The sequence below is a fragment of the Streptomyces sp. NPDC046862 genome, from assembly GCF_040704615.1.
GTDB lineage: Bacteria > Actinomycetota > Actinomycetes > Streptomycetales > Streptomycetaceae > Streptomyces.
This window is the reverse complement of the sequence record NZ_JBEYXP010000096.1, coordinates 1-25,510: the sequence shown is the minus strand read 5'-3', so window position 1 is coordinate 25,510 and position 25,510 is coordinate 1. Positions and strand designations below refer to the sequence as shown.

The following is a 25,510-nucleotide window of genomic DNA, read 5'->3' as shown; positions in this document are numbered from 1 at the left end:
GCCCCTCCGGCGCTTGAGGAGCGGGGTCCGGGGCGGAGCCCCGGGGAGGGGACGGGTAGGGGCGGCGGGGGCGAGAACAAAAGAAGAACCGCCGACCGCGCCCCCCCCGCTGAGGGGAGGGCACGGCCGGCGGCTCACAGACCGTCCAGGTCATCGCTGACCTGGGGCGACATCACACGTCGAAGTACAGCTCGAACTCGTGCGGGTGCGGACGCAGCTGCAGCGGAGCGATCTCGTTCGTGCGCTTGTAGTCGATCCACGTCTCGATCAGGTCGGACGTGAAGACGTCGCCCTGGAGCAGGAACTCGTGGTCGGACTCGAGCGAGTCGAGGACGGCCGGCAGCGAGGTCGGGACCTGCGGAACGCCCGCGTGCTCCTCGGGAGCGAGCTCGTAGAGGTCCTTGTCGATCGGCTCGGCCGGCTCGATCTTGTTCTTGATGCCGTCCAGGCCCGCGAGCAGCAGCGCCGAGAACGCCAGGTACGGGTTGCCGGAGGAGTCGGGCGCGCGGAACTCGACGCGCTTGGCCTTCGGGTTCGACCCGGTGATCGGGATACGCATGGCCGCGGAGCGGTTGCGCTGCGAGTACACGAGGTTGACCGGGGCCTCGAAGCCCGGGACCAGGCGGTGGTACGAGTTCACCGTCGGGTTGGTGAAGGCCAGCAGCGACGGGGCGTGCTTGAGGATGCCGCCGATGTAGTAGCGGGCGGTGTCCGACAGGCCCGCGTAACCGGCCTCGTCGTAGAACAGCGGGGAGCCGCCCGTCCACAGGGACTGGTGGACGTGCATGCCCGAGCCGTTGTCACCGAAGATCGGCTTCGGCATGAAGGTCGCCGTCTTGCCGTTCTTCCACGCCACGTTCTTCACGATGTACTTGAAGAGCTGGAGGTCGTCGGCGGCGGCGAGCAGCGTGTTGAACTTGTAGTTGATCTCGGCCTGGCCGGCGGTGCCCACCTCGTGGTGCTGACGCTCGACCTGAAGACCGGCCTCGTTCAGCGCCAGGGAGATCTCGGCGCGCAGGTCGGCGAAGTGGTCGACCGGCGGGACCGGGAAGTAACCGCCCTTGTAGCGGACCTTGTAACCGCGGTTGTTCTCCACGGCACCCGTGTTCCAGGCGCCGGCCTCGGAGTCGATCTCGTAGAAGGCACCGTTGGCCTTCGTCTCGAAGCGGGCCGAGTCGAAGACGTAGAACTCGGCCTCGGGGCCGAAGTACGCGGTGTCGGCGATCCCGGTCGATGCGAGGTACGCCTCCGCCTTCTTCGCCACGTTGCGCGGGTCACGGGAGTACTGCTCGCCCGTGATCGGGTCGTGGATGAAGAAGTTGATGTTGACCGTCTTGTCGCGGCGGAACGGGTCGACGCGCGCGGTGGACAGGTCGGCGCGGAGCGCCATGTCGGACTCGTGGATGGCCTGGAAGCCACGGATCGAGGAGCCGTCGAACGCGAGCTCCTCGGCCGGGTCGAAGGCCTCTGCCGGCACCGTGAAGTGCTGCATCACGCCAGGCAGGTCGCAGAAGCGGACGTCGACGAACTTGACGTCCTCGTCCGCGATGAACTTCTTGGCCTCGTCGGCGTTCTGGAACATCCAGCTCCTCCTACTCCCGACGGTCCGTGCCGGGGTGGTAGTTCGTTCGTGCGGCCAGTGCGGTGGCACACGCTGTTCTCGACACTAGGGACGGGTGATTACTCAGGTGTGACCCATTTGTTTCGTCCAAGTTAACCGACCTGGATACGGTCCACCCCGCCCGTGAGCATGGCCGTACGGGGGAAGTACGGTGGTCGCGTGGACAAGAGGCAAGCAATCGGCTCGTGGCTCTCCGGCCCCCGCGCGGCCGCTGAGGACGCGGGCGTCGACTTCGGATACCGCGGTGAACAGCTGGGTCTGCCGGAGTCCGGCCCCGGCTCGATCGCCCGCCCCGGCCGGCGGCTCGGAGCCCTCGCCGTCGACTGGGCCCTGTGCGTCTTGATCGCATACAGCTTGATCACCGACGGCTACGATCCGGCGACCAGCAACTGGGCGCTGCTGATCTTCTTCCTGCTCCACGTCCTGACGGTCGGCACCGTCGGCTTCACCCCGGGCAAGCGCCTCTTCGGCATCCGCGTGGTGGCCGAGGGCACCGGCACGGTGAACCCCGTCCGGGCCGTCCTCCGCTCCCTCCTCCTCTGCCTCGCCATCCCACCCCTGATCTGGGACCGCGACGGCAGGGGACTGCACGACCGGCTGGCGCGGACGGTGGAGCTCCGGATCTGAGGCGCACGGGGTGCGCCCCTGTAAAGGGGCGCGGGGCCGTGTCGACATGCGGCTGCGCCGCGTGGGCGCGACCAGCCACAGCCGACCCGCAGCCGCCCGACAGCGATCCGCAGCGAACATACGCAAGGGGCCCGGGGAACCGAACAGGTTCCCCGGGCCCCAGAACTACAGGCCGACGGCCTACCGAAGCTTCGGACCCCCACGAGGCATCCGCATCCCCTTCGGCATGGGCCCCTTCGGCAACGGCATGTTGCTCATCAGGTCCCCCATCGCCCGCAGGCGGTCGTTCGTCGCGGTCACCTGGGGCCCGCTCAGCACGCGCGGCAGCTTCAGCATCGTCGTGCGGACCTTCTTCAGCGGGACCTGGTCGTCGCCGGTGCCCACGATCAGATCGTGCACGGGTACGTCCGCCACGATCCTGGCCATCTTCTTCTTCTCGGCGGCCAGCAGGCCCTTCACCCGGTTCGGGTTGCCCTCGGCGACCAGCACGATGCCCGCCTTGCCGACGGCGCGGTGCACCACGTCCTGGCTGCGGTTCATCGCCACCGCCGGAGTGGTCGTCCACCCGCGGCCGATGTTGTCGAGCACCGCTGCGGCGGCGCCCGGCTGGCCCTCCATCTGACCGAACGCTGCCCGCTCGGCACGGCGCCCGAAGACGATCGCCGTCGCGAGGAAGGCGAGCAGGAGGCCGAGAATGCCGAGATAAACGGGGTGGCCGATCAAGAAACCGATCGCGAGGAAGACACCGAAGGTGACGATTCCGACAGCCGCGAGTACAAGACCGATCTTCTTGTCGGCCTTGCGGGTCATCTTGTAGGTAAGGGCGATCTGCTTGAGTCGCCCGGGGTTCGCAGCGTCCGCTGCGGTTTCCTTCCTCGCCATGGCACGAAGTCTACGTGGCCCCGGGAGCGAGGACGACGGCGGTGTCGGCGGGGAAGCAAGTCGGGATCCGGGGTGGGGACCCGGAACGGGGATCGCGACAGGGGGCTGGGCAGGGATCGCGACAGGTTCGCGATGGGGACGGTTTGCGCGGCGGTCGTCAGGGCAGCCGGGAGACCACGGCCTCTTCGAGGATCCGCTGGGCCTCGACCCGGTCCTTGGCGCGGCGACGGTCCTCCAGGACGGAGGTCCAGGCGTTGCGACGGGCGGTGCGCTGGCCGCTGCTCAGGAGCAGCGACTCGACGGCACGGAGTGCATCGGTGAACGACGGGATTGCGGTGGCACGGACGGGCGCGGCCTGCATGATGGACGTCCCCCCTCAGGGATGGCGGCTCTGCTCAGGGCTCTACGTGGTGTGAAACCAGCGTCACTGAATGGTGTTACCAGGGCATGACCGGCCGGTCAAACGCCAGTGAAGCCTTGTTTCTGGAGCCCTTGAACCTCGACGCGGCCCTGATACGCCCCCTATCTGCGGGGACGGTCAGGACCGCGTCGTATCGGCCACTACTCGGCAGTAGTCGCTTGTGCGCAGATTCACACGAGGGAAGTGGCACGCAGTGCCATTCGGGTGTGCCGGCGCCTGGCCGTTCCGCTGCCGTACGGAAGGTCAGACGGCCTGGGAGGCGATGTACGCGCCCCGCCGCTCGACCGCCATCTGGTACAGCCGCCCGGCCCGGTACGAGGAGCGCACCAGCGGGCCGGACATCACGCCGGAGAAGCCGATCTGCTCGGCCTCCTCCTTCAGCTCCACGAACTCGTGCGGCTTGACCCAGCGCTCCACGGGGTGGTGGCGGACGCTCGGGCGCAGGTACTGCGTGATGGTGACGAGCTCGCAGCCGGCGTCGTGCAGCTGGCGCAGGGCCTCGCTGACCTCCTCGCGGGTCTCGCCCATGCCGAGGATCAGGTTGGACTTGGTGACCAGACCGTAGTCGCGGGCCTCGGTGATGACCTTGAGCGAGCGGTCGTAGCGGAAGCCGGGGCGGATGCGCTTGAAGATCCGCGGCACGGTCTCGACGTTGTGGGCGAAGACCTCGGGGCGGGAGGCGAAGACCTCCTGAAGCAGCTCCGGGACGGCGTTGAAGTCCGGGGCGAGGAGCTCGACCTTGGTGGGCCCGCCCTCCCGGCCGGCGGTCTGCTGGTGGATCTGCCGTACGGTCTCGGCGTACAGCCAGGCGCCGCCGTCGGGGAGGTCGTCGCGGGCGACGCCGGTGATCGTGGCGTAGTTGAGGTCCATGGTGACCACGGACTCGCCCACGCGGCGCGGCTCGTCACGGTCCAGGGCCTCGGGCTTGCCGGTGTCGATCTGGCAGAAGTCGCAGCGGCGGGTGCACTGGTCGCCGCCGATGAGGAAGGTCGCCTCGCGGTCTTCCCAGCACTCGTAGATGTTGGGACAGCCGGCTTCCTGGCAGACCGTGTGCAGGCCCTCGCTCTTCACGAGGTTCTGCATCTTCGTGTACTCGGGGCCCATTTTCGCCCGGGTCTTGATCCACTCGGGCTTGCGCTCGATGGGGGTCTGACTGTTGCGGACCTCCAGGCGCAGCATCTTGCGTCCGTCGGGTGTGACTGCGGACACATCGGCTCCCTGTAGCTTTCGATTCTTCGGCGTACACCAGGGTACGCCCGTACGGTTCTCGTCCCCTGGGGTGGGCAACCTTCGGCTTGCGGGGGCCATTCCCGTCCCGGGGGCGCGGGCGGCGGGGGTGGCTGGTGTGGGTTGGTCGGCTGCGGGTGGGTGGGGGCTGGGCGCGCAGTCCCGCGCCCCTGAAAACCGTGCAGTTCCCCGCGGCCCCGAAAGCCAGCTCCTCCGCACCCCCGAAAGCCAACCCCCGCCCGACTACACCGCCGCCCGCTCCACCACCCGCGGCGTCGGCTCCGCGCTCTCCAGTACGTCCCGCAGGTGTCGCTCCGCCACCGGCAGGACCTCCGGGATCGTCACGTCGCGGTCCAGCTCGTTGGCCAGGGACGTGACACCCGCGTCACGGATCCCGCAGGGGATGATGCGGTCGAACCACGAGTTGTCGGGGTTCACGTTGAACGAGAAGCCGTGCATCGTGACGCCCTTGGCGACGCGGATGCCGATCTGCGCGATCTTGCGGTCCTCGCGGCGCTGCCCCGCGTTGGACGGCGCGTACTCCGGCCCGTTGAGCCGCGGGTCGAACATCTCGTCCTGCAACCGGGGGTCGAAGTCCAGCGACAGCCCCCCGAGCGCGGGCCGGCGCTCCACCGGATCGCCGAGCACCCACACACCGCTGCGTCCCTCGACCCGGGTGGTCTCCAGGCCGAACTCCGCGCACGTACGGATCAGGGCCTCCTCGAGGCGCCGTACATGGGCCACCACGTCCACCGGACGCGGCAGCTTCTGGATCGGGTAGCCCACGATCTGTCCCGGACCGTGCCACGTGATCTTGCCGCCGCGGTCCACGTCGACGACGGGCGTGCCGTCGAGGGGCCGCTCGTTGTCGGCCGTGCGCCGGCCCGCCGTGTAGACCGGCGGATGCTCCAGCAGCAGCACGGTGTCGGGGATCTCGTCCGCGAACCGGGCCGCGTGCACCCGGCGCTGCTCGTCCCACGCCTCCCGGTACTCGACGGCCTCGGCACCGAAGCCCATGTGGACGAACCGCAACTCACTCACGGCAAGCGCCTCCCAGCACTGAACGCACCACGCACTTGATACGCACTCGTTCGTGTATTCATCGGGCGCGCGATGCGTTCGTCATGCATGTACGCGCCCACGCCACTGTACGCCCGCCCGATCCACGTCAGCCGAGTGGCCAATCGTCACACGATCGGATGAATGAACGGCGAAGTGTGCGACCGGCCGTTCACTCTCAGCTACATTCACGCCGTTCACGAGGCCATAAGGGCTGCTCACAGGCAATCCGGGCACCTCGCCGAAGATCGGGAAGGCAGGAGACCGCACCGCAGATGACGGAACGACCCCCGCAGCGCACCCCCAACCGCCAGCTCGCCGCCCTCATCGCAGAAGCGGGGTTCTCCAACGCGGGGCTGGCGCGTCGCGTGGACCAGCTCGGCCTCGAACACGGACTCGATCTGAGATACGACAAGACATCGGTCACCCGGTGGCTGCGCGGCCAGCAGCCCAGGGGAACCACGCCCGCCCTGATCGCCGAGGTGTTCACGCGCCGCCTCGGCCGCCGGCTCACCGCCCAGGACCTCGGCCTCGACGCGTGCGCGCCCGTCTATGCGGGCCTGGAGTTCGCCGCGACCCCCGAGGAGGCCATCGACATCGTCAGCGGGCTGTGGCGCAAGGACTCCGGCAGCCACGCCGAGCTACGGAAGATCGCGTTCACCCCGGCGGGGCTCGTCGTCCCCAGCCGGGACTGGCTGATCGGCCGTGCCGACGACCGGGTGGGACGGGGTGAACCGGCCGTGGGGCGCATCCCCGCGCAGGGCCGCCCCGTCGCGCCCAAACCCTCGGCCCCGCCCGAGCAGGCAGGCTCACCGTCCCGGCAGCGCAACCAGACCGAGCGCGGCCCCGGCCAGCGGGTCACCGCGGGCGACATCTCCGCCCTCCGCTCGGTGGGGGAGCTCTTCCGCGCCCTCGACCACGCCTACGGAGGCGGCCACGCCCGCCAGGCCCTCGTCCGCTACCTGGAGCACGAGGCCGAGCCGATGCTGCGGGGCGCGTACGGCGAGCAGACCGGCCGCCGCCTCTTCGCGGCCGCCGCGGACCTCACCCGGCTCGCCGGCTGGACCTCGTACGACATCGCCGCCCACGGACTCGCCCAGCGGTACTTCGTCCAGGCGCTGCGTCTCGCGCAGGCGGCCGGGGACCGGATGTACGGGTCGTACGTGCTCGTGACGATGAGCCGTCAGGCCGTCTACCTCGGCCACGGGCGCGAGGCCGTCCAGCTGGCGCGCGTGGCCCAGCAGGGCGTCGGATCGTCCGCACCGCCCGTCATCCAGGCGCTGCTGCACTCCGTGGAGGCGCGCGGGCACGGCGTGCTCGGCGAGGTGCGGGCCTGCACGGCCGCGCTGGTCCGGGCCGAGCGCGCCCTGGAGGCGGCCCAGCCCGGCGACGAGGTGCCGTACTGGGCGCGGTTCTTCGACGAGGCCCAGCTCGCCGACGAGTTCGGGCACTGCCACCGCGACCTCCAGCAGTACCGGGCCGCGGCCCAGCACGCCGAGCGCTCCCTGCAACTGCGCGCGCCCGGCTACGCCCGCAGCCGTCTGTTCTGCCGGGTCGTCCTCGCCTCCGCCCGGCTCGGGCTCGGCGAACTCGACCAGGCCTGCCAGCTCGGTGCGGAGGCCGCCGGGCAGGCCGCCGAGATGCGGTCCGTCCGGGCGGTCGAGTACGTGCGCGACTTCGAGCGCCGGCTGGAGCCGTACCGGGACGCGGCACCGGTGCGGGGGTACCGGGACCGGGTGGCGGCGCTCGGGTAGGCCGTATGGTCGCCCTTCATGGCCGTACGGCCATGAAGGGCGTTACGCCGCCGTCTCGAGGGGCTCCGCCACTAAGGTCGGTTGGACGTCCAGGTCCGTGAGGACGGCGTGGGCGGCCCGGCGGGCCGAGCGGAGGGCACCCTGGACGGTGCTCGTGTCGCGGTGGTCCCCGCAGACGTACAGGCCGGCCAGCAGCCGTACCGGGCGCCGGAGGTCGTGCGGCGGGGGCATCGTGGGGACGGCCTCGGCGTCGTGGTGGACCGCGAGGAGCTCCCAGCGGTTCGTCGAGGTGCCGTAGAGGCGGGCGAGCTGGGAGCGGACCGTGGCGTCGAGGTGGGCCGGGTCCGGGGGCGTGCCCAGCACGGTCGAGGAGATCAGCGCGCGGCCGGCCGGGGCCCGGGACGGGTCGACCTGGCTGATGACCGCCGTGTGGGAGACCGGGCCCACGCGGTCGGCGTCCAGGACCAACGCCGGTTCGGTGAGCGGGGGTTCGTCCGTGGCGTGGTGCAGGACCGTCACCGGGTGGAAGGCGGGAACGCGCAGACCGGGCAGGAGCTGGGCCGCGGCGCGTGCGCCCGTGGCCAGCAGGACGGCACGGCAGCGGAGTTCGCCGTGGTCGGCGGTGGCGACGGACGTGGTGCTGATGGAGGTCACGCGCACGCCCGTCCGTACGCTGCCCGGCGGGAGCGTGGCCGCGAGGAACTCCGGGAGCGCGTCGGCGCCGCCCTCCGGGAGGCACAGGCGGCCCGTCGCGAAGGAGTGCAGGGCCAGGTCGGCGCACCGGCTGGACGTGCGGAGCTCGGGGTCGGCGAGCAGGGCGGTGAGCAGAGGACGCAGGAAACCGTCGACGGCGCGTGCCGGAAAGCCCCGGCTCACCAGGGCCTCGGAGGTGGGAAGCTCCGGGCGCGCGAGGAGTTGTTCGGGCGGAGTGGCGGCGAGCCGGGCGAGAGCGGTGGCCAGGCGGGACTGGTCCGCGAGGGTGCCGAGGGGGCCGGGACGGGATGCACGAGGGGCGCCCTGCGCGCGCGGTATGCGGGGGGCGCTCGCGAGGGCGCGTACGGCGGTGAGTGCGCCCCTTCGGCTACGGGGCAGGGCGGGAGTCGCGTCGGCCCGGTGGAGCCGGCCGTCGGTGTGCAGCAGGAGGGCGGCGGAGAAGGGGCGCAGGGCCAGGGCGTCCAGGGCGGGGACGCGGGCGAGTTCCGGGTACGACGTCGACAGCAGCGGGGCCGTGCGGTCGAGGCGGAAGCCGTCGACCTTGTCGGTGGCCATGCGGCCGCCCACGGCGGGGGCGGCCTCCAGCACGGTGACGCTCAGTCCTGCGCTGTTCATATGGTGGGCGGCCGCGAGGCCGGCGACTCCGGCTCCCACGACGATGACGTCCACGGTGTGCGCTGCCGCTTGGTGCGCCGACTCAAGCACGTGCCCCTCCCGAGGTCGCGCGGTTGCTGGAGACGTCATGCCCCCAACAGGCTTCAGGAATACCCCAGTTCGCGATGAGGGTAGGTCGCCGGGCGGGGGAGGTCAGTCGCGCGTCGACCTCGCACGGACGCATGGGGGGTGCGGTGAGTGCTTCCGCTGGTGCCCGCCGAGAGGTTTCGCCCCCGCCGCCCCTACCCGTCCCATCCTGTCCCTGGGGGCTCCGCCCCCAGACCCCCGGGTGGGGGTGTCGGGGGTGGGTGGGTCGAGTGCGGGTGGGTGGGGGCTGGCCGCGCAGTTCCCCGCGCCCCTAAAAGCCGTGCGGTTCCCCGCGGCTCTGAAAACCAGCTCCGCCCGCGCAAATCCAGCCCCTTGGGGGCACCTCCCAGCGGTAGCTGGGGGAGTTTGAGGAGCGGGGTCCGGGGCGGAGCCCCGGGGAGGGGACGGGTAGGGGCGGCGGGGGCGAACAAAACCCCCGCTCAGCCGAGCGCCGCCCGTACCGCCGACTCCACCGTCGGGAAAGCGAACGTGAAGCCCGACTCCAGGAGCCGGGACGGCAGGACCCGTGCGCTGCCGAGGACGTCGCCGGCGACCTCGCCGAGGACGAGACGGAGCGCGGGGGAGGGGACGGAGAAGAGGGTCGGACGGTGCAGCACCCGCCCCATCGCCGCCGTCACCTCACGGTTCGTCACCGGCTCCGGAGCCGTCAGGTTCACCGGCCCGGACAGCGACGGCGTGTCGATGAGGTGCCGGAGCGCGGCCACCTCGTCGTGCAGGGAGATGAAGCTCCAGTACTGATGTCCGCTCCCCAGACGACCACCCAGGCCCGCCTGGAAGAGGGGGAACAGCGGCCCCCAGGCCCCACCACCACGGGCCACCACCAGCCCCGTACGCGCGAAAACCGTCCGGACGCCCGCCTCCCGCGCCGCGGCCGTCGCCTCCTCCCACTCCACACACAGGGAGGGAAGGAACCCCTCACCGGGCGGCGCCGACTCGTCGACCACCCGGTCACCCGTGTCCCCGTAGAACCCGATCGCACTGCCGTTGACGAGGACGCGCGGCGGCACGTCGAGCGAGGCCACGGCCTCCGCGAGCGCCGCCGTACCCAGCACCCGCCCGGCCCGCAGCTTCGCCTTGTACTCCGCCGTCCAGCGGCGCGACGCCACCCCGGCCCCGGCGAGATTCACCAGCGCGGCGCACCCGGCCAGCCCCGCCGCGTCCACCTTCTGGGCCTCCGGGTCCCACCGCACCTCGTCCTCGCCCCGCGGCGTCCGCCGTACGAGCCGTACCACCTCGTACCCGTCCGCCCGCAGCGAGCGTGCCAGTGCCGAACCGATCAGCCCGGACGCCCCGGCGATCGCGATCCGGGAGCCGGGAGCCGGGGCACCCTCGGTACCCAGCGACGCCTCCGTATCGAGCGGATCGAGCGGAGCGTCGGCGTCGTCCAGCGGCGCATCAGCGTTCATGGGTACATCCTGCCGGTCGGGCCGCCGCGACACACGGCCGGGGCTGCTCCGATCGCCGTACTGTGGCCCCCATGCCGGTTCCGTACATACGCTTCGCCACACCCGACGACGAGGACGCGCTCGGCCTCCTCGACCGCGTCACCTGGTCCACGCTGCACTCCGTCCAACCGCGCCCCCAACCGCCGTACGAGCCCTTCTTCAGCGAGCGGTTCGGGCCCCGGGACCATCTCGTCGCCGAACTCGGCGGACGGCTCGCCGGCTACATCCGCCTGGGCTACCCGACCCCGCTCGCCTGCAACTCCCATGTGCGGCAGATCCAGGGCCTCGCCGTCGCCGAGACGGCACGCGGCGCCGGGGTGGGCCGGGCGCTGCTGCGGGCCGTGGTGGAGGAGGCCCGGCGACAGGACGCACGACGGCTCACCCTGCGTGTCCTCGGGCACAACGCCCCGGCCAGGAAGCTGTACGAGTCCGAGGGCTTCGTGGTGGAGGGGATCCTGCCCGAGGAGTTCCTGCTCGAAGGGGAGTACGTGGACGACGTCCTGATGGGACGTTATCTCTGACAACACCTCTGACAACCCCTGACGCGACCTCTGACACGGCCTCTGACAGCCCACGGCGGCCGGATCCCTCGTCCGGCGGGGCTACGAGGCGATCAACTCGCCCGTGTCCACCGGCGTCGTCGCGTTCCTCGCCTGCTGGGCCTCCCCGGCGACCTCGTCCACCGTCAGGACGTAGCCGGTCTCGTCGTCGGAGGTCGAGCGGGCGAAGACGACGCCGTACACCGTGCCGTCGGTGCTGAGGAGCGGGCCCCCGGAGTTGCCGGGGCGGACCGTGGAGCGGATGGAGTAGATCTCCCGGGTGACCGTGTCCGTGCTGTAGATGTTCTGGCCGGTGGCGTTGATCCGGCTGGCGACCGTGGCCCCCTGCAGATCGAGGCCGCCGTCCTGCGGGTAGCCGGCGACGACCGCGGAGTCACCGCGCCCCGCGGAGTCGTCGAAGCGGAGCACGGGCGCCGTGAGGTCCGGCACGTAGAGGACGGCCACGTCCTTGTCGGGGTCGAACAGGACGACCCGGGCCTCGTACGTGCGGCCCACGCCGCCCACGCGGACGGTCGGCTCGTCGATGCCCGCCACCACGTGGGCGTTCGTCATCACGTGCCGCGCCGAGTAGACGAAGCCGCTGCCCTCGCGGCCCTGACCGTCGGCGACGCCCTCCACCTTCACCGTGCTGCGCTTGGCCGCACTCGTCGCGGCCGTCGTGACGCTGTCCCCGGAGGGCTTGGCGACCTCAGCCGTCGCCTCGTTCTCGAACGGGTTGAAGACCTGCGGGAAGCCCGCCTCGGTGAGCGCGGAGGTGGCACGTGAAAACCAGGTCGGGGTCGTCTCCGGCATGGTGTTCTGCACGGCGCCGAGCAGCGCCGAGTCACGGATCGCCTGCGTCACCACCGGGGACGAGGACGCGCCCAGCACGCTGGCGGCCACCCAGGCGACGATGAGGACGGCGACCGTGTTGGCCGCGGCGCCGCCGACGCCGTCGGCCACCCGGAGCGGGCCGCGCTCCAACTCCCCGCGCAGACGCAGCCCCAGACGCCCCGCCAGCTCGTGTCCGACGACCGCAGGCGCCAGGACCGTCAGCACGGCCGTGAGCGTCGCCGCCGGGGTCCCCGCCGTCACCAGGCCCATCACCCAGGGCAACACCCACACCCCGACGACCGCGCCGCCCACGAACCCGGCCAGCGAGACGCAGCCGGCGACCAGGCCACGGCGGTAACCGGACGCCGCGTAGGCCAGGATCACCAGCAACAGCAGGATGTCGAGCACGTCCACTCCAGGCGCCTTTCTCTCGGGACCCCTAGTAGTACGCGTGGGGCGGGCCCAGTGATCAGGCAGGCCCGCGCGGACCAGCGGAATCGGCCACACGTGCCTGGACCTGTAAAAACGTCCCGGACCGGGACGATGGTTCCACCGGGTGGCGCACCCCACGTCGCGGCGGGGCCGGGGCGGGCCCAAGCTGAGGCCATGCGTGTCTTCCGGACGGCGCGAACGCGACGGCGGCGACGGGGGCGGATACGGGCTGCGCTGGGCGGACGCGCACAGCAGCGAGCGCGCTCCGCGGACCTTGGGCGGGCCGTGGAGCCCGGGCGTTCCACGGACCTCGGGCGTTCCACGGACCTCGGGCGTTCCGCGGACCTCGGGCGTGCCGCAGTGTCCGGGCCGACTACGGAGTCCGGGCGGGCCGCCGAGCGGCGTTCGGGTGCCGACGGGTCGGAGGCCTCCGGTCCGCCGGTGGCCGGGCCCGCCGAGGGGACCGGGCGGACCGTACGACCGCCGGAGACCGGCCGGGATCCGTCGCCCTCACGACCACCGGAAACCGGCCGGGATCCGTCGCCCTCACGACCACCGGGAACCGGCCGGGATCCGTCGCCTCCACGTCCGCCGGGGGCGGACCGTGAGGAGGAGTCGCCCGTGCGGGCGCCGCGCGGCGCCCGCACCCGAATCCGCGTCCTGCTCGCCTGCCTGCCCGTGCTCGCCGTCGTGCTGGGGCTGGTGCTGTGGGCGACGGCCGGCGGGGACCGGACGGAGCGCCGTGCCGACCATCCCTCGACGCCCCGGCCCGCCGTCGCGCACAGGGCCGACCGGCCGTCGATCGTGCCGAGGGCCCGCTGGCTGGGCGACGCCGCGCGCAGCCAGCCGCCCGCCCGGTACGACGACCGGGTCGTGGCGGTCTTCGTGCACCACACCGACTCGCCGAACGACTACGACTGCGCGGAGACGCCCCGCATCATCCGCTACCTGTACGCGGGACAGACCGGTGGCCGGGACTGGGACGACATCGGCTACAACTTCCTCGTCGACCGCTGCGGCACCATCTACGAGGGGCGCGCGGGCGGCGTCGACCGGCCCGTCACCGGCGCCCACACCCAGGGCTTCAACCACCGTACGGCGGGCATCGCGGCCATCGGCACGTTCACGGCGGGCGTGCCGGTGCCCCGGGCGATGACCGACGCGATCGCCGCCCTCGCCGCCTGGAAGCTGGGCCTCGCGGACGTCGACCCGCGTGGCGGTGTCCACCTGAGGTCCAGCAACAGCCACAGCCGGTATCCCGCCGGCACCACGGTCCTGCTGCCCGCCCTCGCGGGCCACAGCGACGGCTACATGACCACCTGCCCCGGCGCGGCCCTCGCGGAACGGCTCCCCGCGATCAGAGAGGCCGCGGCGCGTCTCCAGGGCCGTTCCTGATCCGCCCACCGGGTTCACAGGCGCGGCGCGGACACCTCACAGAGTCCTCCAAGACCGGCGCCCTAGCTTCGTCGTGTCACGCCGACCGGAGGTGGGGAAGATGAGCAGCAGTCGTTCGAAGACCGATCTGAAGTCCGATCTGAAGTCCGATCCGAAGAGCGCTTCGAAGCACACGAGGAAGCCGTGGTCCGCGTCCCTGCGGAGCCCCTGGACGGTGGCCTGCGCGACCGTCGCCGTCGTGCTCGGCCCGTCCGCCGTCACCGCGTCCGCGCTGGAACGGGCGAACTCGGCGCCTCTGCACCGCCCCGCGGCCCCGGACCGGGAACCGCACAGGGAACCGCACCAGGAGCCGCGTCGGCAGCCGCCGCACCACGCCGCGCCCTACGCCGCCGCGCAGTACGCCTACCTGCCGCGCTCCACGTCCCGCGGTCAGGTCCTGAACCGCTCCCAGAGCCTGGGGTAGCGCTCCGCGAGCACGGCCTCGTTCTCGAAGTCCAGCGGAGTGCCCTCGGGTTCGGGCGGCGCGGAAGGGATGCCGAGGTCCGGGGCGACGGCCCCGGTGAGCTGTTCGTACGCCTCGTCCGCCGCGTACCCCAGCTCCTCGCCGTCCCCGTCGACCTCCTCGTCGAAGTCGTCCAGGAGATCGGCGAGCGAGTCCGGATCGTGCACCGCGCCCTCGTAGACCTCCCGGCCCTGGCCGATCAGCCAGCACCGGAAGAAGTCGAACACGTCGTCTCCGGCCCCGTCGAGGAGCACCCAGGCCGCGCCCCACACGTCCCACTGGTACGCGCGGTTGTAGCGGGACTCGAAGTGCCGCGCGAAGTCCAGCACCGCGTCGGGGTCCAGCTGGACGAGCCGCTCGACGAGCAGGTCGGCCTGATCCTCGGGGTCGCCCTCGGCGGCCTCCCGGGTCGTGTCCACCAGCTCCCAGAACTCCGTCTCGTCCATCACGGGACCAGCATCGGCCCTCTCGGGGAGGCACGCACCTGGAGTGCGGTGAAATTGTCGTGGGCGGTGAGGCCTCCGCGAGCCCCGTGCCTTCACGAGTCGTACAGCTTCGCGAGACGTGCCGCGTCGTCGGAGAACCGTTTGCGCAGGGTTGCCGGGGCCAGCACCTCCACCTCCGGGCCCAGGGCCGTGAGCTGGGTGTGGGCGACCTCCTCGGACTCCACGGGCAGCGTCACCGTCACCCACCCACGCTCGTCCGGGTCCTCCGCGGCCGCCAGCGCCTCCCTGGCGGACACGGGGTCGACGGCGTGCACCAGCCGCCGCGCGCCCTCCCCGGTCAACCGCACCACGACCTCGGTGCGCAGGATCGACCGCGCGAACTGTGCGGCCCGCTCCTCCCAGAAGGCCGGCAGGTCGAACTCCTCGTCCCGGGTGAAGCGGTCCTCGCCGACGGCCACCGCGGTGAAGCGGTCGATGCGGTAGACCCGGAAGGAGTCCTGCTCCGTCTCCGTCTCCGTCATCCTTTCCGTCACCCGTGCGCACAGGTACCAGGCCCCCGCCTTCAGGACGAGCGCGTACGGCTCCAGCGCGCGCTCCACTTCCCGCTGAGACTCCCCGTTCCCGCGCCGGTAGCGGGCCGTGATCCGCCGGTCGTCCCAGACGGCGTCCGCGACCGCCGGCAGCAGACCGGGTGTCTCGGGCTCCTTGAACCAGGCGGGGGCGTCCAGGTGGAACCGTTGTGCGGCCGTGCGCGAGGCGTCGCGGAAGGAGGGGAGGAGGGCGGCGGACACCTTGAGCCGGGCGGCCGAGGCGGCGTCCTCCAGGCCCATTTCGCGGAGGGCGGCCGGTACGCCGCTGAGGAACAGTGCCTCGGCCTCGCTGCGGGCCAGGCCGGTGAGGCGGGTGCGGTACCCGCCGATGAGCCGGTATCCGCCGGCTCGTCCCCGGTCCGCGTACACCGGGACGCCCGCCTCCGACAGCGCCTGCGCGTCGCGGGTGACCGTGCGCTCGGACACCTCCAGTTCGCGGGCCAGGTCGGCCGCGGTCATGGAGGGACGGGACTGGAGCAACAGCACCATTTTGATGAGCCGGGCAGCACGCATGGGCTCATGATGCCGGGTCCCCTCCGGGGGGCGCGGGTGGGTGGTTTGGGTGGGTGGGCTGGCTGCGGGTTGGGTGTGGCTGGTCGGGCAGTTCCCCGCGCCCCTGAAAACCTGCGCAGTTCCCCGCGCCCCTAAAGACCTGCGCAGTTCCCCGCGCGCCTGAAACCGGGCAGTCCCCGCGCGCCTGAAAGATGCCCAGCTTTCCGCGTCCCTGAAAGCCGCCAGTCTTCAGAGTCCCTGAAAACCAGCCCCTGCCGCGCAAATCCAGCCCCTTGGGGGCACCTCCCAGCGGTAGCTGGGGGAGTTTGAGGAGCGGGGTCCGGGGCGGAGCCCCGGATGGGGGTCCCCCCGCTCGAGCGGAGCCGAGAGTGGGGGAGGGACGGGTAAGGGCGGCGGGGGCGAAACAAACCCGCCCTCCCACCGGCGGTCAGCCGCTCGCGTCCACCAGCGCCAGCTCGTGCAACCGCTCCGGTGGCCCCGGACGGGCGTAATACCAGCCCTGGGCCGTGTCGCAGCCCAAGATCCGCAGCTGCTCGGCCTGCGCACCCGTTTCCACGCCCTCCACCGTGACCGTGAGGTCGAGGCCATGAGCGAGGGACACGATGCCCTCGACGATCTTCAGGTCCACCGGATCCGCGGGGAACTGCTGCATGCCCTGGGTGAAGGAACGGTCCAGCTTGAGCACGCTCACCGGGAGGCGGCGGAGGTTGGCCAGGTTGGAGTACCCCGTACCGAAGTCGTCGAGGGCGATGTCGACGCCCATCTCGGCCAGCCGCCGCAGTGGCTTGAGCACCTCGTCGTCCGCGCCGATCAACGCCGACTCCGTCACCTCCAGACACAGCGCGTCCGGTTCCAGTCCCGCGCGCTCCAGGATGTCCACCGTGTCCTGCACGAGGCCGGGGTGGGTGAGCTGGCAGGGAGACAGGTTCACGTTCACCCGCAGCGGACCCGTGCCCAGCTTGTCCTTGTGCCGCTCCTGCCACTCCCGGGCCTGGCGCACCGACTGTTCCAGCACCCAGCGGCCCAGCGGAACGATCAGCCCGGTGTGCTCGGCCAGCGGGATGAAACGATCCGGCCCGAGGACACCGTGCTGAGGGTGGAGCCAGCGCACCAGGGCCTCGGCTCCGCGTACCGTGCCGTCGCCGAGGTGGACCAGGGGCTGGTACTCGATGAAGAACTCGCTGCGGTCGAGGGCCGCGGGCAGAGCGGTGGTGAGTCCGTGCCGGGTGATGGCGCGGGCGTCGGCCTCCGCGTCGGCCATCTCGTAGCGGTTGCCGCCCGCCGACTTGGCCCGGTACATGGTGATGTCGGCGCTGCGCAGCACCTCCGCCGGGCCGCGCTCCCCCGCCGGGCCCTCGACGATGCCGACGCTTCCGCGTACGAGGAGTTCGCGGCCCTCGATGCGGACCGGGGTGACGAGCGCGTTCATGATGCGGTCGGCGAGTTCGTCGACCTCGGTTTGCGTGTCGGTCCCGGTGGTCAGCGCCACGAACTCGTCGCCGCCGAGCCGGGCGACCATCTCGCCGGGGGCGGTGGCGCAGGACTGGAGACGGTCGGCGATCTCCACCAGCAGGCGGTCACCGGCCGCGTGGCCGAGGCTGTCGTTGATGGTCTTGAAGCCGTCGAGGTCGAGGTAGCACAGGCCGAAGCGCTGGCCCTCGCCCGCCGAGAGCGCCTTCTCCAGGCGTTCGAAGAAGAGCGTGCGGTTGGGCAGTCCGGTGAGCGCGTCGTGCGTGGCCTCGTAGCGCAGGCGGAGGTTGAGCAGGCGGCGCTCGGTGGTGTCCTCCATCAGCGCCAGCTGGTAGCGGGGGTACCCGTCCGCGTCCCGGAGGAGGGAGACCGTGAGGTTGGTCCACAGAACCGTTCCGTCAGGCCGGTAGAACGCCTTCTCGGTGTGGTAGTGCTCCCGCTCTCCCCGGACCAGCTCCTCGTACAGGCGCCACACCTGGGGGGCGTCCTCGGGGTGCGTCCAGTCCTGGACGTTGCGCTCGCGCACCGCGTGCTCGGAGCCGCCGAACATGCGCAGCAGCGCGCCGTTCACCTGGAGGATGTTGCCCTCGAGGTCGGCGATGCCGATGCCTATGGCGGCGCCCTCGAATACGGCGCGGAAGCGGGCCTCGCTCTCGTGCAGCGCCTGGGCGACCGCTCCCTGGGCGTTGAGGGCGGCCTGGGCGATGGCCTCCTGCTCGGCCAGCGTCCGCTGCCGCAGCGCCTGGGCGTATCCGGCGGCCATGGCGTGCTGCAGGCGGGAGGAGCGGGCGCGCAGGTCCTCCGCGGGGCCGTCCTCGCCGCAGTACAGGACGAGGTAGGCGTCCACGCAGTCGAGCGAGTGGCTGAGAGCGTCGGGGTCGGTGCAGTGCGCGTCGACGAGCGCGGCGCCGACCTCCCTGCCGGCGTCCGCGTCGAAGTGCCTGGCCCGCAGCGCCTCGCTCAACCGCCGTGCGAGCGGCAGGAGTCGTTCCTCGAGCTCCGGCCGGGTGAGCGACGTGGCGGTCACCGGGAAGACCGCCCGGCTCCAGATCGTCGCGAACCGGCGCAGTCTGTCCTCCGGCCCGTCCGGCCCCGCGGTCACGCCGTACGCCCCACGCCGGCGATCGCTGAGAACGCGTACGGATCCTCGTCCTCGGGTGCCGTGTCGGGTCGCCAGTTCGCCAACGGCACCAGTCCGGGTTCCACCATGTCGTACCCCTCGAAGAACCGCGCGATCTCCTCGCGCGTGCGCATGATCAGCGGGCTGCGGATGTCCTTGTACACGTCGACCGCTCCCTCGGCCCGCTCGGGAGGCAGCGGTATTCCCTCGTACCCGGCGTGCGAGAGCACGAGCAGGCTGCCGGGCGCGAGCGCGTCGCGCAGCTCGGCCACCGCTCCGTACGGGTCGTCCGCGTCCTCCACGAAGTGCAGTATGGCAACGAGGAGCAGCGCGACTGGCCGGTTCAGGTCGATGAGGCGCCCGACCTGGGGGCTTTCGAGGATGTCCAGGGGCTTGCGGAGGTCGGCGGCGACCACGTCGGCGTCCTCGTCGCCCTCCAGCACGGCCTGGCTGTGCGCGACGGCCACCGGGTCGTGGTCGACGTACACGACGCGTGCGCCGGGGTGGGCCTGGCGGGCGACCTCGTGGACGTTGCCGAAGGTGGGGATGCCGGAACCGATGTCCAGGAACTGGGTGATGCCCTCACCGGTCGCGTACCGCACGGCGCGTCGCATGAACGCCCGGTTGGCCTGCATGATCTTGGGCATCCCCGGAACGAACTCCATGGCCCTGCGGGCCGCTTCCCGGTCGACCTCGAAGTTGTGCGAACCGCCCAGGAAGTAGTCGTAGATGCGGGCCACGGACGGCACCGTGATGTCGATGCTCCGCGGGGCCCAGGCGGGACGCTCCATCTATCACTCCAACGCTTCGGGTGTGGCGTAGGCGATCCAGTGTTCGAGCTGAGGCTACTGATCGCCCGCCAATGGAGCGAGCCCAAACGGAAATTGACCGTCCGTTCCATGGCACTGCCTCCGGCAAGTGCCGAATTGTCGCCCTGTGAAGTGCTTCACGGAATGAACGCGGTCCGATCCGGAGCGTGTGCGGGAAGCGCGCGGAGTCACGGTTCCGGCGCGCGCGGTGCCCGCGATTTCCGTCCACCTCCGGACGTACCCGGGCACGTGTCCGGACACGCCAAGTGGTCCGCCCCCTCCGTGCGGTGCGGAGGGGGCGGACCGGGGATTGTGCCCTGGCTCTGTGCATCCGGCACTTCTGACTCTCGAACACCTCCTTCGGCCGACTGCGGTGGATCGATCCCTGGGGAGGGGAAACGTCTACTTCGGCTTGCCGAGGGGCTTGCCCTCCGGCGAGATGGCGTACCAGGTGCCGCCGACGCCCTGGCCGTTGGTGTCACCCGGCTTCTTGTCACCCGCGAAGGTGTAGAGCGGCCAGCAGTCGATGCTCTGCTGCTTCTGTCCGTCCGGACGGTTCAGGACGACGTAGCCCTTGCGGCCGTCGTTCTTGTTGTCGATGCCCTTGGTGTCGGCGGCGTCGACCGGGGCGACGACCGGCCACTTCTCCAGGCAGGCGCCGACGCAGGCCGACTTCATCGGCCACGGCGTGTCCTTCTCGAAGCGGTAGACGGTCATGCCGTTCTTGTCGACGACGACCGTGCCGAGCTCGGGGTCCTCACGGGTCGAGAGACCGGGCAGGTCCCCGATCGCCTCGGCGGAGCCCTCGCCGCCGTCGTCGCCCGCGTCGGACGCGCCGCCGGAGGCCTTCTTGCCGTCGGGGGCCGAGGCGTACCAGGAGCCCTTCAGGCCCTCGCCCTTGATGTCACCGGCCTTGGCGTCCTTGGCGTACCGGTACATGGGCCAGCCGCCGATCGTCAGCTGCTTGGTGCCGTCGGGGCGCGTCACCTCGCCGAGCAGTGACTTGTCGACGCCTTCGGCGGCCGTGGCGCCGGAGGCCGGGACGGGCGGCCAGGTGGTGGCGCAGTCGCCCTCACAGGTCGTCTTCGGCGGCTCGGCCGTGTCCTTGTCGAAGCGGTAGAGGGTGAAGCCGGCACTGTCGGTGAGGACCTTGCCGTTCTTCTTGCTGTTCCACACGGCCAGTTGACCCGCTGCCGCGCCCTGCGCCGAGGCACCCTCCTGCTCCTGCGCACCGGTGTCGGTACCGGAGCCGGAGCCCGAGCCCGAGCCGGTGGCGGATCCGCCGGCTCCCAGGTCGATACCGCCGGCCGGCTGGGTGGCGCCGACGTTCTGGCTCGACGTGCTGCCGCTGTCCTGACCGCACGCCGTCGTGAGCGCCAGCATGCACGCAGCTGTTGCTACGAGTGAGGCGTTCCGCCAGGAGGTCTTCATCGTAACTCCCCGTGTTCCTTTGGGTTTTGCAGCGCCCTGCCGCGCCGCTCGCTGGCCCTAGGTACGCAGGGAGGTGGCAGCTGTGTTCAACCACTGCACAAATTTCTTTCCGGAACCTGTGACGAGCCCCACCGTGAGTCGTGTACGGGGAGCACTCGTCCGTCGTTCCCGAGGCACGCTTGTCCCCCGTTCGGGGCAATCACCCGGCGCTCGGGCGTGTGCGGGCGCGTCAGGGCCGATGATCTCCGTCGTGCACGGACCCCAGCGGACCCGATCCGCCCTCGCCATACGGTTGTTGGCCCTGCTCGCACTGACCTGGCTCCTCGTGGGGGTGCCGAGTGCGACGGCGACCGCCACTGCCTGCGCGTATGCCTCCACGGACGGCGGCGGGGTCGTCGCGGTGGCGTTCGCGGGAAGCGGCACCCGCGGTGCGGTCCCGGCGAGGACGACGCCCACCCCGACACCGTCGTGTCCCCCCACGCCCACACCCACCCCGACACCGTCGTGTCCTCCCACACCGACCCCCACACCCACCCCCACGCCGAAACCGCCCCCGCCGAAGCCCACCCCGACACCCCCCGCGCCGAGGCCGAAGCCGACGCCCCCTCCCGCCCCGACGCTCGCGCCCAGGCCCGTACCGCCCCCGCCGTCACCGGCCCCGCCTCCCGCCCCCGCGGCACCGAAGCCCCCGCCGCCGAAGGCGCGGCCCAAGCCGTCGCCGTCCCCGGTGAGTTATCCGCCGTACCGGCCGTCCGCCCGCGGGCAGGCGAAGCGCGGCGGTCCGTCCCTCGTGTCACTCGCCCTGCTCGTCACCGTGCCCGCGCTGTTCGCCGCCGCCGCGCTGCGTCCGCGCTGATCCCTGGAGGAATCCGTTGTCGGAATGGCTTGTTCTCACCCTCGCGATGGCGGCCGCCTGCGTCGTCGTCCTCGTCGTGGCCGTGGTGCGGCATCACACGGCGCGCGAGGACGACGACCCGTCCGAGACCCCCGACGTCATCGAGTACATCACGATGATGATCGGCGTCGTGTACGCCATCGTGCTGGGTCTGGCCATCGCCGGTGTGTGGGAGGCCCGCAGCGTCGCCCAGGACCACGTCCAGGCGGAGGCACAGGCCCTGCACGAGATCAACGAACGGGTGCGCGTCTACCCGGCGGACGTGCGGGACCGCATCCGGGGCGACGTCGACACGTATGTGGACCACGTCGTGACCAAGGAGTGGAAGGTGATGGCCGAGCGCGGTGAGATGACCGAGCGCGGCGCCCGTCTCCTCGACCGTATCCGCGAGGACGTCACCGACTACGAGCCCCGGTCGGACTTCGAGGCGCAGGCCTACCAGCCGCTCGTGGACCAGGTGGCCGCCGCCGACGCCGCGCGCAGCGCCCGCGCCGACTCAACCGGCCCGGCCATGCCGGGCGTCGTGTGGTTCGGGCTCATCACCGGTGCCGTCGTGACCGTCGGCATGGTGTTCGCCCTGCAGATCCGGCGTACCCCGCGCGAGCTGATCCTGGCCGGCCTGTTCTCCGCTCTCATCGCCTTCCTGCTGTTCCTCGTCTGGGACTTCGACGCGCCGTACAACCGGGGGCTCACGGCGTCGACGGAACCGCTGCTGCAGCTGTTCCCCAAGGCAGGCGACTGACGGCTCTCAACGGGATCCGCCCCGCGCGTCCCGCGGTCGGCACCTCTCACCGCACGGCGTTTCGCCCCGGGACCCGAGTGGGTCCGGGGCGAAAGTCGTCATGTCTTCGTCTCTTCGTCCGCCCGTGCTCGTGGCTGGGCTCAGATCTTGTTCTCGGAGCGGCGGCGCATCCAGAACACCCCACCGCCGATCAGGGCGACGGCGACGAGACCACCACCGATCGCGATGTCGGTCGGGGTCGCTCCGGAGGTGCTGCTGCCGCCGATGCCACCGCGGACGCCGCCGATGACGGTGAAGACGTTGTTGAACGTCCTCTGCCGGCCGTCGCAGTTGGTCGTGACGCTCTGGGCGCCGGGGGTGGCGTTCGAGTTGACGGTCACGGTCGCTGTCGCCGTGTCGCCGCCCATCGACCTCAGCTTCGTCGTCGGGAAGGCGGCCGAGCTGATCGTGCTGTTCGCGGCGGTGCACGCCTCACCCTTGACCGTGAGGACCAGTTGTCCGCCGCGGGCGATGACACTGGGCTGGGCGGTGACCGAGGTCGGATCGTTCCACGCGGCGGCCGTGGGCGCTGCGAACCCGAGCGCGGCGACCGCGGCGGCGGACGCCGCCAGGGCACGAGTAGTACGCATGTGAGCCTCCGGGGAAGGCGCCCCGGGACCCGTCCCCGGTCGATCGGTGAGTAAGCGCCTCCTGACCAGACCCTCAGTTGCCGCGCGGTGGGGCGCATTTCGGGATTGGTCCGTCCTGGTGAGAGGACACGCCGGGAAAATCGCCCGCGATCGGATATCGCCGCAGGTCATCGGCCGTCGGAAAAAACCTGAGGACGGCGACACGGATGGCGCACGCCCCGTGTACGGCCGTCCACCCGTTCGCACCGGCCCCGTCGCCGAGTCCGCGTGCTGCGCTTAGCGTTGTGCCATGCGCGACGGACGCGACAACGGCCGGGGCGAGAGGGGATGGCGAATGTATTCGTCCGAACTGGCCGACGAAGAGGAGCGGCGGAGGAAGCGCGCCCCGTGGGGCGTCATAGCGCTTGTTCTGCTGACCGGCCTCGCCCTCATCCGGAACGGCTCCGGGGAGTTCGACGTGGGTCCGCCACAGCCGGCGTCGGCGGCGGCCGCCGACCGCGAAGCCACCCCCCACGGGTTGTTCGCCGACATGCCGTCCCCGCTGCCGTACGCCGCGGTCGAGCGGATCAGGATCCCGTCGATCCAGGTCGACACCCCCGTGATCCCCGTGGGCCTGGACCTGCAGGGCTGGGTCGACGCGCCGCCGCCCGACGACCCGAACCTCGCCGGCTGGTTCACCGGCGCGGTGTCCCCGGGGGAGAACGGCACGGCCGTCCTCGTGGGCCACGTCGACAACCAGCACGGCCCGGCCGTCTTCTACGGACTCGGCTCGCTCCAGAAGGGGCACCGGATCGAGGTCCAGCGCAGCGACAGGAAGACGGCCGTCTTCGAGATCTACGGCGTCGAGGTGTTCGCGAAGGAGAACTTCCCCGGGGACCGCGTCTACGGGAACAGTGGTGTTCCGGAGCTCCGGGTCATCACGTGCGGGGGCGGTTTCTCCAAGCAGAACGGTTACGACGGGAACGTCGTGGTGTTCGCCCGCATGATCGAGGTCCGCTGAGGGCCCCGACGACAGGGTTGGGCCCGCCTTCCGGGTGTCACCGGGGGCGGGCCTTTTGGGTGTTGCCGGGGCCGCGGGCCTGAACAGCCCTACACCATCCGCCGTCGCGGCACGGTGATCTGGTAGCCCGCGTCCAGCAGGCCTGGCAGATAGTCGCGCAGCGCCCGTACGCTCTGGGAGCGGTTGCCGCCCGCGTCGTGGGAGAGGACCACCACGCCCGGGTCGGCCTGGCGCTCGATCCGTTCGACGATGGTGCGGGTGCCCGGGCTCCGCCAGTCGAGCGTGTCGAGCGTCCAGCCCAGCGGTTCCATGCCCAGGTCGGCCCCGATGTGGAACACCGCGCGGTTCCAGGCGCCGTAGGGCGCGCGGAACCACCGGGGCGCCTCGCCGTACGCCTCTTCGATGACCTCGCTGGTGCGTTCCATCTGGGCGTGGATCGCCGAGTACGACATCTTCGTCAGCAGGGGGTGGGACCAGGTGTGGTTTCCCACGACGTGCCCGTCGTCGGCCATCTGGCGCAGCAGGTCCTTGTGGTCCGCGGCCATGGAGCCGCAGACGAAGAACATGGCGTGGACGTCGTACTCGCGCAGGGTGCGCAGGATCTCGGGGGTGTAGCGGGGGTCCGGGCCGTCGTCGAAGGTCAGCACCATGGCACGGCCCATCCCGGCCACGCGAAGGAAGGGCTCGCGCCGGACGAGGGTCCGGACGCGGGCGCGCGGCGGACCGTACCCCGTGAGGGGCTGCAGCCGGTACGCGGAGGGCTTGACCCCACCACGCGTCGGCGAACCCGCCGCCGGGGTCCCCCCGGGCACCGGGCTGGGGCCCGCGCCGCCCGGGGCGGTCTCCCCGCCGAGCAGAGCGGCCGCGCCCGCGGCACCGGACGTGGCCACGACGGCAGCGCCGGCCATCAGCAGTCGGCGCCGCGTGAACATGTGATCCTTCGTCATGACTCATCAGTGACCCGTTGCACGGGCGACGCACCCCAACGACACCGGTGTGGACGCAGGAAAACACCCGGGAGGAGCAGCGCGTTCGGGTTCCGTACAGCCGATCGAGCGACGCCCGGGGTGAACCCGGGACCAGCGGGTTCGATAGCCTCGCAGGCGTGACAGAGCAGCACCGGTTCGAGCGCGGCACGGACGGGCCCAAGGTGATCCTCGTCGGGGTGGACGGATCCAATTCGTCGTTCCGCGCGGCCGCCTACGCGGCCGGTCTGGCCCGACGACAGCACGCCCTGCTGGCCGTGGTGTACATCCAGCCGGTGATGGCGGCGGGGGCCGCGTTCGGTGTGCCCGCCGCGCAGACGACCGACGAGATCGCCGAGGGCCTCATCGCGGAGATCCGGGACGCCACCGAGCGCGTCAAGGGCATCTTCGACGTGCGCTGGGAGTTCCACACGTTCCGCGGAGACCCGTACAACGGGCTCGTGACGGCGGCGGACGACCTGAAGGCGGACGCGGTCGTGGTGGGCGCCTCCGAGCAGGCCGGCCACCGGATCATCGGTTCCGTGGCGATCCGGCTGGTGAAGGCGGGACGCTGGCCGGTGACGGTCGTTCCCTAGTGACCTGGTTCGGAGATGCGTGAGCAGTAACGGCAGATTCGGTCGAGGATCTGGTCGGCCGTCTTGGCCCACTTGAAGGGCCTGGCCTGG

24 protein-coding genes are annotated in these 25,510 nt (G+C 71.5%); 9 read left to right on the top strand and 15 right to left on the bottom strand.

Features of this window, described 5'->3' with window-relative positions:
- Positions 1-172: 172 nt before the first annotated feature.
- Positions 173-1,582 carry a type I glutamate--ammonia ligase gene (glnA, locus tag AB0959_RS51300; protein ID WP_366833908.1) on the bottom strand — a complete coding sequence of 470 codons (1,410 nt, stop codon included), beginning with the start codon at positions 1,580-1,582 and terminating at the stop codon, positions 173-175.
- Positions 1,583-1,780: 198 nt separating this feature from the next.
- Here glnA and AB0959_RS51295 point away from each other — a divergent pair, with 198 nt between their 5' ends.
- On the top strand, positions 1,781-2,248 hold the full coding sequence (locus AB0959_RS51295; RefSeq protein WP_366833907.1) for an RDD family protein: 468 nt from the start codon (positions 1,781-1,783) through the stop codon (positions 2,246-2,248).
- A gap of 180 nt (positions 2,249-2,428) precedes the next feature.
- Here the strand turns inward: AB0959_RS51295 and AB0959_RS51290 are convergent, their stop codons facing one another.
- From AB0959_RS51290 to lipB, 4 genes are all read right to left on the bottom strand, one after another.
- On the bottom strand, positions 2,429-3,130 hold the full coding sequence (locus tag AB0959_RS51290) for a DUF4191 domain-containing protein (protein WP_366833906.1): 702 nt from the start codon (positions 3,128-3,130) through the stop codon (positions 2,429-2,431).
- Positions 3,131-3,287: 157 nt separating this feature from the next.
- A complete protein-coding gene (locus AB0959_RS51285; protein WP_366833905.1) occupies positions 3,288-3,491 on the bottom strand; it encodes a hypothetical protein in 204 nt (67 codons plus the stop codon).
- Between the two features lie 303 nt (positions 3,492-3,794).
- A complete protein-coding gene (gene lipA / locus AB0959_RS51280; protein ID WP_366833904.1) occupies positions 3,795-4,760 on the bottom strand; it encodes a lipoyl synthase in 966 nt (321 codons plus the stop codon).
- Positions 4,761-5,021: 261 nt separating this feature from the next.
- Positions 5,022-5,819, bottom strand: coding sequence for a lipoyl(octanoyl) transferase LipB (gene lipB / locus AB0959_RS51275; RefSeq protein ID WP_366833903.1), 798 nt, complete (start codon positions 5,817-5,819; stop codon positions 5,022-5,024).
- Between the two features lie 293 nt (positions 5,820-6,112).
- Here lipB and AB0959_RS51270 point away from each other — a divergent pair, with 293 nt between their 5' ends.
- A complete protein-coding gene (locus AB0959_RS51270) occupies positions 6,113-7,591 on the top strand; it encodes a regulator (protein WP_366833902.1) in 1,479 nt (492 codons plus the stop codon).
- A 42-nt stretch (positions 7,592-7,633) separates the two neighbouring features.
- On the opposite strand, the gene AB0959_RS51265 is transcribed toward AB0959_RS51270, so the two are convergent.
- Together AB0959_RS51265 and AB0959_RS51260 are read right to left on the bottom strand one after the other, a co-directional pair.
- On the bottom strand, positions 7,634-9,010 hold the full coding sequence (locus tag AB0959_RS51265; protein WP_366833901.1) for an NAD(P)/FAD-dependent oxidoreductase: 1,377 nt from the start codon (positions 9,008-9,010) through the stop codon (positions 7,634-7,636).
- A 476-nt stretch (positions 9,011-9,486) separates the two neighbouring features.
- Complete coding sequence (locus AB0959_RS51260; protein WP_366833900.1) at positions 9,487-10,473, bottom strand: TIGR01777 family oxidoreductase; 987 nt, start codon at positions 10,471-10,473, stop codon at positions 9,487-9,489.
- A gap of 71 nt (positions 10,474-10,544) precedes the next feature.
- Here AB0959_RS51260 and AB0959_RS51255 point away from each other — a divergent pair, with 71 nt between their 5' ends.
- Positions 10,545-11,033 carry a GNAT family N-acetyltransferase gene (locus AB0959_RS51255; RefSeq protein WP_366833899.1) on the top strand — a complete coding sequence of 163 codons (489 nt, stop codon included), beginning with the start codon at positions 10,545-10,547 and terminating at the stop codon, positions 11,031-11,033.
- Positions 11,034-11,114: 81 nt separating this feature from the next.
- On the opposite strand, the gene AB0959_RS51250 is transcribed toward AB0959_RS51255, so the two are convergent.
- Entirely contained in the window at positions 11,115-12,299 is a 1,185-nt protein-coding gene (locus AB0959_RS51250) for a MarP family serine protease (protein WP_366833898.1), read from the bottom strand.
- A 639-nt stretch (positions 12,300-12,938) separates the two neighbouring features.
- Here AB0959_RS51250 and AB0959_RS51245 point away from each other — a divergent pair.
- Both AB0959_RS51245 and AB0959_RS51240 read left to right on the top strand, forming a co-directional pair.
- Entirely contained in the window at positions 12,939-13,712 is a 774-nt protein-coding gene (locus tag AB0959_RS51245) for a peptidoglycan recognition protein (RefSeq protein ID WP_366833897.1), read from the top strand.
- Between the two features lie 100 nt (positions 13,713-13,812).
- The gene (locus AB0959_RS51240; protein ID WP_366833896.1) at positions 13,813-14,175 is read left to right on the top strand and encodes a hypothetical protein; all 363 of its coding nucleotides are present in this window, start codon (positions 13,813-13,815) and stop codon (positions 14,173-14,175) included.
- Here the strand turns inward: AB0959_RS51240 and AB0959_RS51235 are convergent.
- The 5 genes from AB0959_RS51235 to AB0959_RS51215 all read right to left on the bottom strand — a co-directional run bounded on the left by AB0959_RS51235 (position 14,142) and on the right by AB0959_RS51215 (position 20,593).
- On the bottom strand, positions 14,142-14,660 hold the full coding sequence (locus tag AB0959_RS51235) for a DUF4240 domain-containing protein (protein WP_366833910.1): 519 nt from the start codon (positions 14,658-14,660) through the stop codon (positions 14,142-14,144). The two genes, AB0959_RS51240 and AB0959_RS51235, sit on opposite strands and share 34 nt — an antisense overlap.
- A gap of 92 nt (positions 14,661-14,752) precedes the next feature.
- The gene (locus AB0959_RS51230; RefSeq protein WP_366833895.1) at positions 14,753-15,763 is read right to left on the bottom strand and encodes a WYL domain-containing protein; all 1,011 of its coding nucleotides are present in this window, start codon (positions 15,761-15,763) and stop codon (positions 14,753-14,755) included.
- A gap of 427 nt (positions 15,764-16,190) precedes the next feature.
- On the bottom strand, positions 16,191-18,335 hold the full coding sequence (locus AB0959_RS51225; RefSeq protein ID WP_366833894.1) for an EAL domain-containing protein: 2,145 nt from the start codon (positions 18,333-18,335) through the stop codon (positions 16,191-16,193).
- Positions 18,332-19,144 (bottom strand): SAM-dependent methyltransferase, encoded by an 813-nt coding sequence (locus AB0959_RS51220; RefSeq protein ID WP_366833893.1) that lies wholly within the window; start codon positions 19,142-19,144, stop codon positions 18,332-18,334. Before AB0959_RS51220 ends, AB0959_RS51225 begins: the two co-directional genes overlap by 4 nt.
- Positions 19,145-19,564: 420 nt before the next feature.
- Entirely contained in the window at positions 19,565-20,593 is a 1,029-nt protein-coding gene (locus AB0959_RS51215; protein WP_366833892.1) for an SCO0930 family lipoprotein, read from the bottom strand.
- Between the two features lie 727 nt (positions 20,594-21,320).
- Here AB0959_RS51215 and AB0959_RS51210 point away from each other — a divergent pair.
- The gene (locus tag AB0959_RS51210) at positions 21,321-21,449 is read left to right on the top strand and encodes a hypothetical protein (protein WP_366833891.1); all 129 of its coding nucleotides are present in this window, start codon (positions 21,321-21,323) and stop codon (positions 21,447-21,449) included.
- Between the two features lie 16 nt (positions 21,450-21,465).
- Entirely contained in the window at positions 21,466-22,230 is a 765-nt protein-coding gene (locus AB0959_RS51205) for a hypothetical protein (protein ID WP_366833890.1), read from the top strand.
- Between the two features lie 140 nt (positions 22,231-22,370).
- Here AB0959_RS51205 and AB0959_RS51200 read toward each other — a convergent pair whose 3' ends face one another.
- On the bottom strand, positions 22,371-22,859 hold the full coding sequence (locus AB0959_RS51200) for a hypothetical protein (protein WP_366833889.1): 489 nt from the start codon (positions 22,857-22,859) through the stop codon (positions 22,371-22,373).
- A gap of 334 nt (positions 22,860-23,193) precedes the next feature.
- Between AB0959_RS51200 and AB0959_RS51195 the strand changes: the two genes are divergently transcribed.
- Positions 23,194-23,859, top strand: a complete 666-nt coding sequence (locus AB0959_RS51195) for a class F sortase (protein ID WP_366833909.1) — start codon at positions 23,194-23,196, stop codon at positions 23,857-23,859.
- Positions 23,860-23,948: 89 nt separating this feature from the next.
- On the opposite strand, the gene AB0959_RS51190 is transcribed toward AB0959_RS51195, so the two are convergent.
- On the bottom strand, positions 23,949-24,806 hold the full coding sequence (locus AB0959_RS51190; RefSeq protein WP_366833888.1) for a polysaccharide deacetylase family protein: 858 nt from the start codon (positions 24,804-24,806) through the stop codon (positions 23,949-23,951).
- Between the two features lie 158 nt (positions 24,807-24,964).
- Between AB0959_RS51190 and AB0959_RS51185 the strand changes: the two genes are divergently transcribed.
- Complete coding sequence (locus tag AB0959_RS51185; RefSeq protein WP_366833887.1) at positions 24,965-25,420, top strand: universal stress protein; 456 nt, start codon at positions 24,965-24,967, stop codon at positions 25,418-25,420.
- Positions 25,421-25,510 lie beyond the last annotated feature (90 nt).

Excerpts from the sequence above, each read along its gene's own strand:
- AB0959_RS51220 (WP_366833893.1), bottom strand. The coding sequence starts at position 19,144 with ATGGAGCGTCCCGCCTGGGCCCCGCGGAGCATCGACATCACGGTGCCG.
- AB0959_RS51195 (WP_366833909.1), top strand. The coding sequence starts at position 23,194 with ATGTATTCGTCCGAACTGGCCGACGAAGAGGAGCGGCGGAGGAAGCGC.
- AB0959_RS51235 (WP_366833910.1), bottom strand. The coding sequence starts at position 14,660 with ATGGACGAGACGGAGTTCTGGGAGCTGGTGGACACGACCCGGGAGGCC.
- glnA (WP_366833908.1), bottom strand. The coding sequence starts at position 1,582 with ATGTTCCAGAACGCCGACGAGGCCAAGAAGTTCATCGCGGACGAGGAC.
- AB0959_RS51190 (WP_366833888.1), bottom strand. The coding sequence starts at position 24,806 with ATGACGAAGGATCACATGTTCACGCGGCGCCGACTGCTGATGGCCGGC.
- AB0959_RS51290 (WP_366833906.1), bottom strand. The coding sequence starts at position 3,130 with ATGGCGAGGAAGGAAACCGCAGCGGACGCTGCGAACCCCGGGCGACTC.
- AB0959_RS51270 (WP_366833902.1), top strand. The coding sequence starts at position 6,113 with ATGACGGAACGACCCCCGCAGCGCACCCCCAACCGCCAGCTCGCCGCC.
- AB0959_RS51285 (WP_366833905.1), bottom strand. The coding sequence starts at position 3,491 with ATGCAGGCCGCGCCCGTCCGTGCCACCGCAATCCCGTCGTTCACCGAT.
- AB0959_RS51230 (WP_366833895.1), bottom strand. The coding sequence starts at position 15,763 with ATGCGTGCTGCCCGGCTCATCAAAATGGTGCTGTTGCTCCAGTCCCGT.
- AB0959_RS51255 (WP_366833899.1), top strand. The coding sequence starts at position 10,545 with ATGCCGGTTCCGTACATACGCTTCGCCACACCCGACGACGAGGACGCG.
- AB0959_RS51215 (WP_366833892.1), bottom strand. The coding sequence starts at position 20,593 with ATGAAGACCTCCTGGCGGAACGCCTCACTCGTAGCAACAGCTGCGTGC.
- AB0959_RS51240 (WP_366833896.1), top strand. The coding sequence starts at position 13,813 with ATGAGCAGCAGTCGTTCGAAGACCGATCTGAAGTCCGATCTGAAGTCC.
- AB0959_RS51200 (WP_366833889.1), bottom strand. The coding sequence starts at position 22,859 with ATGCGTACTACTCGTGCCCTGGCGGCGTCCGCCGCCGCGGTCGCCGCG.
- AB0959_RS51260 (WP_366833900.1), bottom strand. The coding sequence starts at position 10,473 with ATGAACGCTGATGCGCCGCTGGACGACGCCGACGCTCCGCTCGATCCG.